Source organism: Desulfocurvus sp., from assembly GCF_023230885.1.
Taxonomy (GTDB): Bacteria; Desulfobacterota; Desulfovibrionia; order Desulfovibrionales; family Desulfovibrionaceae; genus Desulfocurvus.
The window spans coordinates 1-11,565 of sequence record NZ_JALNWM010000101.1 but is presented as its reverse complement, the minus strand read 5'-3'; the positions used below and the strand labels follow the sequence as shown (position 1 = coordinate 11,565).

Genomic DNA, 11,565 nt, shown 5'->3' with positions numbered 1-11,565 from the left:
GGGCCCTACCGGGCCTTGAGGCCCAGGCGCTCCACCACCGCCCGGGCGGCCTCGGCGGTGTACTCGGCCTCGGACAGGGCCGCCTTGCGCGCGGGGTCGATGACCAGCTGCGGGCGGTTGGCGTATTCGGGCCGGGGCGCGATGCCGTACTCCGGCGGGAAGGCGTTCTCGTAGTACATGTCCTGGAAGCCGATGAACTTGAGCATGTGCGCCGTGGCGTCGAGGATGGCCAGCTCGTCCTTGTCGATGAGCCCCAGCTCGCGGGCGCGCACCAGCCCCGCGAAGCACTCGCCGCCCTGGGTGCAGGCGATGTGCCCGTGGCGGTTGGCGTCGAGCATGCCCTCGACGATGGCCTGCTCCGAGACCTGGACCACCTGGAAGGCTCCGGGGCCCCCGGCGGCCAGGTAGCGCTCGGCGAAATGGCGCACGCGCGGGAAGGACACGGGGTTGCCGATCATGGCCGCCTGGGCCACGCTGGGCGTCACGGCCACGGGGCGGAACTCCCGCGCGCCCTCGGGCTGGTCGTAGTAGCGCCACACGGGGTCGGCGTGGTGCGACTGCACGCCGAAGACGCGCGGCAGGGCCGCGATGACGCCCAGGTCGAAGAGCTTCAGGAACCCGCCCATGACGGCGGTGATATTGCCCGCGTTGCCGATGGGCACGAACACGCACTTGCCCGCCAGGTCCCAGTCGTACCACTGGGCGACCTCGAAGGCGTAGGACTCCTGGCCCAGGATGCGCCAGGCGTTCTTGGAGTTGAGCAGGGCCACCTGATAGTTGTCCGCCAGGTGCTCGACGACCTTCATGCAGTCGTCGAACACGCCCGGAACCTCCAGGACCACGGCTCCGCTGCCCAGGGGCTGGGCCAGCTGCTGCGGGGTGACCTTGCCCTGGGGCAGGATCACCGCGCTCTTCACGCCGCCGCCAACATAGGCGGCATAGAGCGCCGCCGCCGCCGAGGTGTCGCCCGTGCTGGCGCATACGGCCAGGATGTCGCCCGCGCCGGTGGTGCGGATGAGCTGGCGCAGGAAGCTGAAGGCGCAGGCCATGCCCCGGTCCTTGAAGCTGGCGCTGGGGTTCTGGCCGTCGTTCTTGAAGGCCAGCCGCTGGCCCCCCAGGCGCGCCGAGAGCGCCGGGGAGGACTCCACGATGGGCGTCTGGCCTTCGCCGAGGTAGACGATGTCGCCCTCCTCCAGCACGGGGGCCATCAGCTCGTAGAAGCGGAACACCCCGCGCAGGGCGCTGCGCTTGGCGCCCATGCGCGCGTCGAAGACCTCGCGCCACGCGGGGCCGGAGGTCTTGCGCAGGTCGTCGAAGGCCGTGTCGCGCAGCAGGAAGACCCCGCCGCAGCCCGGGCAGGTGTAGTGCAGCTCGCCGATGCCGTATGTGGCGCCGCAGCCCAGACAGACGTATTCCATCCGGCCCCGGTGGGCCGGAAACTCGCAGTGTCGCATAACGCTCCTTTCCGCCCGAGGCGGCATGGACGACGGCGCCGCGGCGCCGGGAAAATCAACTGCCCCAGACGGGCGGCACGGCCAGGGACAGGATCACCGCGCCGAAGCCGATCTTGACGGTCATGCCGAAGAACTTGCCCCACATGGCGCCCAGGGCCGCGTGTCTGGCCTCGGCCCAGTCGCGCCCGTTCAGGCGCTCCACCAGCAGGCAGCCGCCCCAGGCGCCCAGCAGCGCCCCGGGCAGCGCGCCCACCCCCAGCAGGAACCCGGCCCCCAGGATGGCCCCGGCGATGGCGCCGATGATGCCGCCCAGGTTGCCGCGGCCGCTGGCTCCATATTTCCTGGCGCCCCGCAGCTGGATGACGAACTCCAGCACCTCGGCCACGCCCGCCAGGGCCGCAAGCCCCAGGAAGAACCACCAGCTCATGTCCATGGCCGGATGCAGGAACTTCCACAGCGCCAGCAGGACCAGGATGATCCAGTTGGCCGGCAGGGAGAGCACATGCAGGCCCATGACGGCGATGCACAGCAGGATGAACAACCCGGGAACGATCTGTGCCAGCTCCATCTAGCCCTCCCCGCGCTCGTCCACCACGCGCTGGGCCTTGCCCTGGCTCTTGGGCAGGCTGTCGCTCTGCACCAGGTCCACCCTGGGGGTGACCAGCAGCTCGTCGCGCAGGCGGGTCTGGATGCGCTTTTGCAGACCGGAGAGCACGCGCATGTCTTCCACGAAATGCTCCTGGCGGATTTCCACCTTGACCCGGATCTGGTCGATGAAACCATCCTTCTCCAGGATGATCAGGTAGTTCTCGCCGACCTCGGGCAGGGACATGAGCACCTGCTCGATCTGCATGGGGTAGATGTTCACGCCCTTGATGATGATCATGTCGTCGGCGCGGCCCTTGATGCGGTCCAGGCGCCGGTGGACGCGCCCGCAGGCGCAGCGCCCGGGCACGAAGCGGCTCAGGTCGCGCGTGCGGTAGCGCAGGATGGGCATGCCCTCGCGGGTCAGGGTGGTCATGACGATCTCGCCCGTCTCGCCCTCGGGCACGGGCTCCAGGGTCACGGGGTCGACGATCTCCACCAGGTAGGCGTCCTCCCAGACGTGCATTCCGCTCTGGTGCGGGCATTCGAAGGCCACACCCGGGCCGTTCATCTCCGACAGGCCGTAGGAGTTGAAGGCCCGCAGGCAGAGCTTTTCCTCGATCTTGCGCCGGGCTTCCTCGGTGTGCGGCTCGGCGCCGATCATGGCCACGCGCACGGGCCAGGCGGCCTTGTCCGCCGGGTCGATGCCCATCTGCTCCAGGGCCCCGGCGAAATACAGGGCGTAGGACGGGATGATGTGCAGCACCGAAACGCCCATGTCGGTAATGAGCTTGATCTGGCGCGCGGTGTTGCCCGCGCCGGAGGGGATGGTCAGACAGCCCAGGCGCTCGGAGCCGTAGTGGAAGCCCAGCCCGCCGGTGAACAGCCCGTAGCCGGCCATGTTCTGGAAGCGGTCGCCGGGGCGGACCCCGGCCATGTGCATGCAGCGGGCCATGAGTCCGGCCCAGGTGTCCAGGTCGTTTTGGGTATAGAAGATGACCGTGGGGTTGCCCGTGGTGCCGCTGGAGGCGTGCAGGCGGACCATGCGGTCCAGGGGCTGGGTCAGCAGTCCGTAGGGATAGTTGTCGCGCAGGTCCTGCTTGGTGGTCAGGGGCAGGCGGCGCACGTCGTCCAGGGTGCGGATGGAATCGGGGGAAACGCCAGCCAGGGCCTTGGCGTAGTGCGGGGAGCGGCGGGCGCGCTCGACGGCCCCGCGCAGACGCACGAGCTGGACGGCGTCCAGCTCCTCGCGCGAGAGCAGTTCCGCCCGGTCGAAGACTTCCACGGTGTGCTCCGGTGTTTGAAGGTTGAAAGGCCGGAGCAGGCTACTCCGCGCGGGGCTCGCGGGTCAAGTTGCGGAAGGCGGTGTACTCGTTGTCGAAGAACAGCTCCACCGTGCCCGTGGGGCCGTTGCGGTGCTTGCCGACGATGACCTCGGCGATGTGGCGCTTGGGGTTGTCCTCGGCGGTGTTGTACACCGCGTCGCGGTACAGGAACATGATCACGTCGGCGTCCTGCTCGATGGCGCCGGACTCGCGCAGGTCCGAGAGCTTGGGGCGCTTGTCCGTGCGCTCCTCCACCTTGCGGTTGAGCTGCGACAGGGCCATGACCGGAACGTGCAGCTCCTTGGCCAGGGCCTTGAGGGTGCGCGAGATTTCGGAAATCTCCTGCTCGCGCGAGTCGATGCGCCGCCCGGGGCGCATGAGCTGGAGGTAGTCCACGATGACCAGACCCAGGCCGTGTTCGGCCTTGAGGCGGCGGCAGCGCGCGCGCAGTTCCATGGTGGTGATGGCCGGGGTGTCGTCGATGAACAGCGGCGCGCGGGAGAGGAAGTCCCCGGCGTCGTAGAGCCGCCGCCAGTCTTCGTCGTCCAGGAACCCCCGGCGCAGGCTGGAGAGGTTCACCCGCGCCCGGGTACACAACAGGCGCATCATGAGCTGCTCCATGCCCATTTCCAGGGAGAACACGGCGGTGGTCACGCCGTAGTCGGCGGCGGCGTTCAGGCCCACGTTGAGGGCGAAGGAGGTCTTGCCCATGGCCGGGCGCCCGGCGACGATGATCAGGTCCGTGGGTTGGAGCCCGGCGGTGATCTCGTTCAGGTCGTAGAAGCCCGTGGCCACGCCGGTGACCTGCTCCTTGCGGTTGTACAGCTCGGTCAGCTTGTCGAAAACGTGCTGCAACAGCTCCTTGGAACCCATGAAGCCCTTGGTGGAGCGCTTCTCGGTGATGTCGAAGATGGCCTGCTCGGAGCGGTCGAGGAGGTCCTCCACGTCCAGGTGGCCCTCGAAACAGGAGGCGATGATGTCCGAGGCGGTGGAGATGAGCTGGCGCTGCACGGACTTGTCGCGCACGATGCGCGCATGGTGCACGGCGTTGGAGGCGGCCACGGTGCTGCCCGCCAGCTCGGCGAGGTACACCGCGCCGCCGACCTCGTCCAGGCGTCCGGATTTTTCCAGCTCGTCCTGGGCGGTGAGCAGGTCCATGGGCCTGCTCTTGCGGAACAGCTCGGTGAATGTCTCGAAGATGACCTGATGGACGGGGGAGTAGAAATCCTGGGAGCCGAGGATGTCCACGAGGTCGTGGAAGACCTCGTTACGCAGAAAGACCCCCCCCAGAACCGCCTGTTCGGCCTCAAGGTTGTGGGGGGGGACCTTGCGCAGCAGGTCGGACGAAACCCTGTCCAGGGTCGCGTCGCCGTCGGCCGCGCCGCCCCGCTGGGGGCGGCGCTGCCGTTTGTCGCTATTCAGCGGGCTGTTCCTCGGGCTGTCCGGCGTCATCGCTGGCGGCCTCTTCCTCGGCCTGGGCGGCGGCGGCAGCCTCGGCCTCCTCGGGAGTGATAGGCTGGCCCTCGACCCAGTCATGGCTCACCACGGCCACGGACAGCACGGTCTCCACATCGGGGTGCAGCCGCACTTCCAGGGCGTATGCGCCAAGGGCGCGGATGGGCTCGGCCAGCTCGATCTTGCGGCGATCCAGCTCGATGCCGCGCTCGGCCAGGGCCTCGGCGATGCCCGCGGTGGTCACGGAGCCATAGAGGCGGCCCCCCTCGCCAACGCGCACGCGCACGACCACCTGCGCGGCGGTCAGCTTGTCGGAAAGCTCCTGGGCGGCGGCCTTCACGGCGTCCATCTTGGCCTGGAGCTTCTTGCGCTCCAGCTCGAAGGCGCGCAGGTTGCCCGCGGTGGCGGGCATGGCCAGGCCCTGGGGCACCAGGTAGTTGCGGCCGAAACCGGGCTTGACGGTGACGACTTCGCCCAGGCGGCCGAGGTTGTCCACATCGGCGCGAAGGATGAGTTTCATGGTCGACACCTCCTAGATGGTCCGCTTGCGCACAGCCGAGCTGTGGGTCGCGGTGTAGTAGAGCAGGGCCATCTGGCGGGCACGCTTGATCGCGGTGGTCAGGGCGCGCTGGTGCTTGGCGCAGGTCCCGGTGATGCGGCGGGGAATGATCTTGCCGCGCTCGGCGATGAAGTCGCGCAGGATGTCCGGGCGCTTGTAGTCGATGGGCAGTTCCTTGTCGGCACAGAAACGGCAGAACTTGCGCCGGGGGGTGAACTTTTTACGGAAAGCCATGTTTAGGCAACCTCCTCGGCGCTTTCGACGTTCTCATCCAGCTTCACGGTGACGAACTTGAAGATGCCGTCGGTGATGCGGATGTTGCGCTCCAGCTCGGCCACCAGGGCGCCGGGGGCGTCGTACACCAGGCGGACGTAGTGCCCGCGGTCCATCTTGCGCACCGGGTAGGCCAGGTCGCGCATGCCCCAGTCGTCGACTTCCACCAGCACGCCGCCCTCGCGGGCGATGATGCCGGTCAGGGTGTCGAGGACACCCTGGCGCTCCTCCGTCGGAAGCTCCGGCGAAAGCAGCAGCAGCGTTTCGAATTTCCTCATTGAACCTCTCCTTGTGGTCGTATGGCCCGCGCCCCCTTGGGCGCGAGCAAGGCGAAGCGGGGTTGTTATTCGTTTTCCCCCGGGCTGTCAAGGATGTATTCCCGGCGGTTCAGGCCCAGAAGGCAGAGCACCTCGTAGCTGATGGTGCCCCACCACTGGGCCAGCTCCTCGCTGCGGATGGAGTTCTCCCCGGGGCCGCCCAGCAGCCAGACGCGGTCCCCGGCGCGGGCCTGGGGCACGTCGGTCACGTCCACGGCGGTCATCTGCATGCAGACCCGGCCGACCACCGGCGCGCGCAGCCCGTGCAGCAGCACCAGCCCCCGGTTGGACAGCCCGCGCGACCACGCGTCGGCGTATCCCGCGCCGATGATGGCCACGCGCATGTCGCGCCCGGCGGTGAAGGTCCGCCCGTAGCTGATGGTTTCGCCCTGCCTGAGGTCGTGGACCTGGTAGACCCGGGTCAGAACCTCCATGGCCGGCTCCAGGGCCGGGCCGCGGCCCTGGGCGGCTGTGCCCCAGAAGGGGTCGGCCCCGTAGAGGGCGATGCCCGGGCGCTGCATGTCCAGGCGCAGTTCCGGATAGGCCACGATGGCCGCCGAGTTGGCCAGGGTCGCCTCCACGCGCAGCCCGCCCGCCCGCAGCACGGACACCGCCGCCGCGAAACGCGCGCCCTGCTCGCGCACGAAGGCATCCTGGTCCGGGTCGTCGGCCACGGCCAGATGCGAGGCGGCCATGACGGCCTCGACGCCCGGCAGGCCCAGGACCTTCTCCAGCACGCGCCCGGCCTCCTCGGGGGGGAAGCCCAGGCGGCGCATGCCGGTGTCGAACTTCAGCGCCACGGGCACCCGCCGCCCGGCGCGCACCCCGGCCTCGGAGAGCTTTTCGAGCTGCTCGCGCCGGGCGCAGAAGCAGACGATCCCCTTGCGCGCGGCGGCCTCGTAGTCCTCGGGCAGCTGCGGCCCAAGCAGGGCGATGACCCGCCCGGTGAACGAGGTGCGCCCCAGGTCCAGGGCCTCGCCCACGGTGCCCACGGCCACGGTGCGCGCCCCGGCCCCGGCCAGGGCCTCGGCGGCCACGGCCAGCCCGTGGCCGTAGGCGTCGGACTTGATGACCGCGCAGCCGTTGCCCCCCAGGGCGTTCATGACCTTGTAGTTATGGGCGATGGCGCCCGGCCTGACCCGCGTGACGAGATGATTGTAGCCGATGCTCACTGTCTGCGCTCCCGTGCCGCCCCGTGGCGATGCAACGCGGCCAGATATACGGATTTTCCGCAAGCTCTTCCACTGTTCTTTTCGCCCCGCATGTGCTAAGCACTGCGGCATCGTCCGCCGGCCATGCCGGTCCACGTCAGGAACCGAAGGCAGAGCATGACCCCAAAGCATCCGCCCCGCCGCCCGAAACACCCGGCGGCCCTTCGTCTTGCGGGCCTGGCCCTGCTGGCCGCCCTGGTGGCCCTGCTGGCCTGCCCCGCCCCGCCCGCCCGGGCCGAGGGCGACATTCTGGCCGACCACCTCGAAGCCAAGGGCCAGGAGAACACCCCCTGGCAGATCAAGGCCGACAACCTCGCCGCGCAGCACGACACCGAAGTCCTCCAGGCCGACGGCAACGTGGTGCTGACCCAGGGCGAGAACACCCTGAAGGCCGACCACGCCACCTACTACCGCGCCACGGGCTGGGTCCGCCTGGTGGGCAACGTGGACATCGACTGGTCCACGGACCGCCTGCGCGCCGAGGAGGCCGAGTTCGACCTGAAAAACAAGGTCGGCTGGCTGAAGAACGGCGAGATTTTCGTCTCCGAGCCGCACCTCTACTTCCGCGGCGAGCGCATCGAAAAGCACGCGGGCGACCGCTACACCTTCCGGAACGCCCGCGTCACGGCCTGCGACGAGCCCGGCGAGGCGTGGTCCATCGCCATGGAGGAGGGCGAGATCACCCTGGAGGGCTACGCCTGGATGTGGCATCCGCGGCTGCTTGTGCGCGACCAGCCCGCCTTCTACGCCCCCGTGGGCATCCTGCCCGTGAAGAGCAAACGCCAGTCGGGCCTGCTGATGCCCGAATGGGGCACCAGCTCGCGCAACGGCTTCATGTACAACCAGCCCATCTACTGGGCCATCAGCGACGAGGCCGACGCGACCTTCTACGAGAACTGGATGAGCGAGCGCGGGCTCATGCAGGGCCTGGAGTTCCGCCACACGCCCAACACGGGCACCAAGGGCCTGTGGCGCATCGACTACCTGCACGACGCCATCCGCGAATCGACGCAGGCCCAGGAGGACAGCCAGTTCCACAACGACGGCCTCACGCGCCCCAACGCCGACCGCTACTGGATCCGCAGCAAGCTGGACACCCACCTGCTGGACCCGCACTGGAAGGCCAAGCTGGACATCGACTGGGTCTCGGACCAGAACTTCCTGCGCGAATTCAAGGCCGGGAAAACGGGTTTCACCCAGAACAGGCTCGAATTCCTCGAAGAGTTCTCGCGCGATATCGCCAACGCCGACGCCCTGGAGCGCGAGTCCGCCCTGCTCGTCTCCCGCTCGTGGGACGCGGGCGGCGTGGCCGTGAAGACCGCCTGGACCCAGAACCTCGCCTACCAGAACGGCAACCGCAGCAAGGACAGGAACCCCACGGCCCAGACCCTGCCGGAACTGCACGCCTACCTGTGGAAGGACCGCCTGTTCTCCGGCCCGCTGGAATTCGAGGCCGAGGCCGGGGGCACCCATTTCTGGCGCCGCTACGGCACCCAGGGCACCCGCCTGGACCTGCTCCCCAAGGCCAGCCTGCCCGTGCAGGCCGGGCCGCTGTCCGTCATCCCCACCCTGGGCCTGCGCACAACGGCCTACTTCGTGAGCCGCTACGAGGACCACCCCGCGCCCAGCCACGACGACAGCGCGACCACGCGCAGCCTGCCGACCATGAACGTCTCGGCCTTCACCGAGTACTACAAGGTCTTCGACCTGGCGCCCTCGTCCGGCGCCCCGGCCCTGAACACCGGCCAGCCCCTTCTCGACGACAAGGGCCGCCCCGTGGAGGACCCCGGCCGCTGGACCAAGATCCGCCACGCGGTGCAGCCCCGGGTGGACTACGACTGGACGCCCCACGTCTCCCAGTCCAACAAGCCCTTTTTCGACGAGCTGGACCGGCTGGCGGCCCAGAACGAAATCACCTACTCGCTGACCAACCTCTTCGACCGCAAGCGCGAGCGCCAGGTGCTGCGCGTCGACCCCGACGCGCCCCTGGGCGAGGACGGCAAGCCCCTGGGCGTCCCGGTGCTCAAGGCGGACTACCGCGAGTTCCTGCGCCTGCGCCTGGAGCAGAGCTTCGACCTGCGCGAGGCCACCCGCACCGAGCAGCGCGACCAATACCCCCGCCGCCCCTTCAGCGACCTCATGGGCGAGTTGATCGTCTCGCCCGAGGAGTGGCTGTCCCTGGTCAACCGCTCCTACTGGTCGCCCTACTCGGCGGACATCACCCGCCACGAGCACTTCCTGCGCGGCCTCTGGAAGAACGTGGCCCGCGCCGAGTTCGGCCTGGATTTCCAGGACTCCGCCGACACCTACAAGGACCGCAACCGCGCGCGCATCCGCCAGATCCGCTTCGGGGTGGACCTCATCGCCTCGCGCCGCTGGTCCACGGGCTTCACCTACCGCGCGGACCTGACCACCAACTCCGACCTGGAACAGACCTATTATGTGACCTACACCCACCAGTGCTGGGACGTGACGGTCTACTACACGCACACCCCCTTCGAAGACCGTTTCGAGGCCCGCGTCCAGCTCATGGGCCTGAGCTTCTAGGGCTTTGCGGCGGCCCCGGCTTCCGCGCCGGGGCCGCCGCCCCGGGGGCTCCCCGCCCCCTGGCGCCCGGCCCGGCTTTGGGCTAGGGTGGGCCCATGCCCAATCATCCCGCCGCCTCCCCTCGCCCCATCCAGGTCCTGCCCGCAGAACTGCAAAACCAGATCGCCGCGGGCGAGGTGGTCGAGCGCCCGGCCTCCGTGCTCAAGGAACTGGTGGAAAACAGCCTCGACGCCGGGGCGACCCAGGTGGACGTGAGCATCGACCAGGGCGGCCAGGGGGCCATGACCGTCGCCGACGACGGCTGGGGCATGGGCCCGGAGGAAATGGCCCTGGCCCTGACCCGCCACGCCACCAGCAAGCTCGTGGACGTGCGCGAGCTGGACTCCATCGCCAGCTTCGGCTTCCGGGGCGAGGCCCTGCCGTCCATCGCCTCGGTTTCGCGCCTCAGGCTGGCCTCGGTGGCGCGCGGGGCCGTCGAGGGCTTCTTCATCGAGGTGGACTCCGGGCGCGAGGTCGCGCGCGGCCCGGCGGCGTTGCGCTCCGGCACGCGCATCGAGGTCCGCGACCTGTTCGTCAGCGTCCCGGCGCGGCTCAAATTCCTCAAATCCCCGGCCACGGAGGCCCGCCGCTGCCAGGACGCCCTGTTCCGCCTGGCCCTGGCCCGGCCGGACGTGGGCCTGCGCCTTGCCAGCGGCGGCCGCGAGATCTTCGCCATGCGCCCCGGCCAGACCCTGGCCGAGCGGCTGGCCGTGGCCTGGCCTCCGGCGGTGACCGGGGCGCTCATGCCCTTCGACCACGAACGCGACGGCTGCCGGGCCCACGGGCTGGCGGGCGACCCCCAGGCCGCCCAGGGCCGGGCCGACCGCATCCTGCTCTACGTCAACGGCCGCGCCGTGCAGGACCGGCTCATGCTGCGCGCCGTGCGCGAGGCGTACTCCGGGCGGCTGCTCTCGCGCGAGTACCCGCAGGCCGTGGTCTTCCTCGAACTGCCCCCGGGCGCCACCGACGTGAACGTCCACCCGGCCAAGACCGAGGTCCGCTTCCGCGACGAGTCCCTGGTCTTCTCGGTGGTCCGCCGGGCCATCGCCGGGGCCCTGGAGCGGCACATGGACGGCGCCCCGGGCTCCGGCGCCGGGGTCCGCGGGGCCCTGCGCGGCGCCGGGGCCGCAGGCGCGCCCGGCGCGCCGCAGCACGAGGACGCCCCGCCCCCGCGCGCCGCCGCCCGCCCCGGATTTGACACCTGGCGCGAATACACGCGCACCGTGGCCCGCGAGGAGCGCCTGGGCTTCGGGCTGCCCCCGCGCCCGGCCCGCCCCCGCGACCCCGCCGCCCCCGAAGGGCTGGCCGAGCCCGGCCCGGGCCCGCGCCTGGACGCCCCGCCCCCGCCCCCCGGCCCGACCCTGGACGACCTGGGCGGCGGCCCGGCCGCCTACCTCGGGCAGCTGGCCGAAACCTACCTCATCCTGCGCCACGCCGACGGAACCCTCTCGCTGGTGGACCAGCATGCGGCCCACGAGCGCGTGCTCTACCACAGCTTCGAGCGGGCCCAGACGCGCGGCGACGCCCAGCCCCTGGCCGTGCCCCTGGACCTGCCCCTGCACCCCGCCGAGGCCGCGCGGCTGGACGAGCTGTGGGAGGGCCTGCGCGACCTGGGTTTCGGCCTGCAACGGCCCGCCCCGGAGCTTTTGCGCGTCGCGGCCATCCCCCCGCTGCTCACCGTGGCCCGGGCCAAGGACTACCTGCGCGCGGCGGTCAGCGGCCAGTCGCGCGATGTGCGCGACCTGTGGGCGCTCATGTCCTGCAAGGCGGCCATCAAGGCCGGGCAGCCCCTGGCGCGCG

At 70.2% G+C, this 11,565-nt stretch carries 10 protein-coding genes; 2 read left to right on the top strand and 8 right to left on the bottom strand.

Annotation, left to right across the window (positions count from 1 at the left end):
• Positions 1-5: 5 nt before the first annotated feature.
• From thrC to alr, 8 genes are all read right to left on the bottom strand, one after another.
• Positions 6-1,454 (bottom strand): threonine synthase, encoded by a 1,449-nt coding sequence (thrC, locus tag M0P34_RS08730; protein ID WP_291498520.1) that lies wholly within the window; start codon positions 1,452-1,454, stop codon positions 6-8.
• Between the two features lie 55 nt (positions 1,455-1,509).
• Complete coding sequence (locus M0P34_RS08725; RefSeq protein WP_291498518.1) at positions 1,510-2,022, bottom strand: DUF456 domain-containing protein; 513 nt, start codon at positions 2,020-2,022, stop codon at positions 1,510-1,512.
• Positions 2,023-3,324 (bottom strand): phenylacetate--CoA ligase, encoded by a 1,302-nt coding sequence (locus M0P34_RS08720; RefSeq protein WP_291498516.1) that lies wholly within the window; start codon positions 3,322-3,324, stop codon positions 2,023-2,025.
• Positions 3,325-3,364: 40 nt separating this feature from the next.
• The gene (gene dnaB / locus M0P34_RS08715; protein WP_291498514.1) at positions 3,365-4,816 is read right to left on the bottom strand and encodes a replicative DNA helicase; all 1,452 of its coding nucleotides are present in this window, start codon (positions 4,814-4,816) and stop codon (positions 3,365-3,367) included.
• Complete coding sequence (gene rplI / locus M0P34_RS08710) at positions 4,779-5,339, bottom strand: 50S ribosomal protein L9 (RefSeq protein WP_291498512.1); 561 nt, start codon at positions 5,337-5,339, stop codon at positions 4,779-4,781. Before rplI ends, dnaB begins: the two co-directional genes overlap by 38 nt.
• Before the next feature lie 12 nt (positions 5,340-5,351).
• A complete protein-coding gene (gene rpsR / locus M0P34_RS08705) occupies positions 5,352-5,612 on the bottom strand; it encodes a 30S ribosomal protein S18 (protein ID WP_291498510.1) in 261 nt (86 codons plus the stop codon).
• 2 nt (positions 5,613-5,614) lie between these two features.
• A complete protein-coding gene (gene rpsF, locus M0P34_RS08700) occupies positions 5,615-5,929 on the bottom strand; it encodes a 30S ribosomal protein S6 (RefSeq protein WP_291498508.1) in 315 nt (104 codons plus the stop codon).
• Positions 5,930-5,994: 65 nt separating this feature from the next.
• The gene (gene alr, locus M0P34_RS08695; protein ID WP_291498506.1) at positions 5,995-7,140 is read right to left on the bottom strand and encodes an alanine racemase; all 1,146 of its coding nucleotides are present in this window, start codon (positions 7,138-7,140) and stop codon (positions 5,995-5,997) included.
• Between the two features lie 156 nt (positions 7,141-7,296).
• Here alr and lptD point away from each other — a divergent pair, with 156 nt between their 5' ends.
• Positions 7,297-9,726 (top strand): LPS assembly protein LptD, encoded by a 2,430-nt coding sequence (gene lptD / locus M0P34_RS08690; RefSeq protein WP_291498504.1) that lies wholly within the window; start codon positions 7,297-7,299, stop codon positions 9,724-9,726.
• A 95-nt stretch (positions 9,727-9,821) separates the two neighbouring features.
• A partial coding sequence (gene mutL, locus M0P34_RS08685) for a DNA mismatch repair endonuclease MutL (protein ID WP_291498502.1) occupies positions 9,822-11,565 on the top strand: 1,744 nt, incomplete at its 3' end.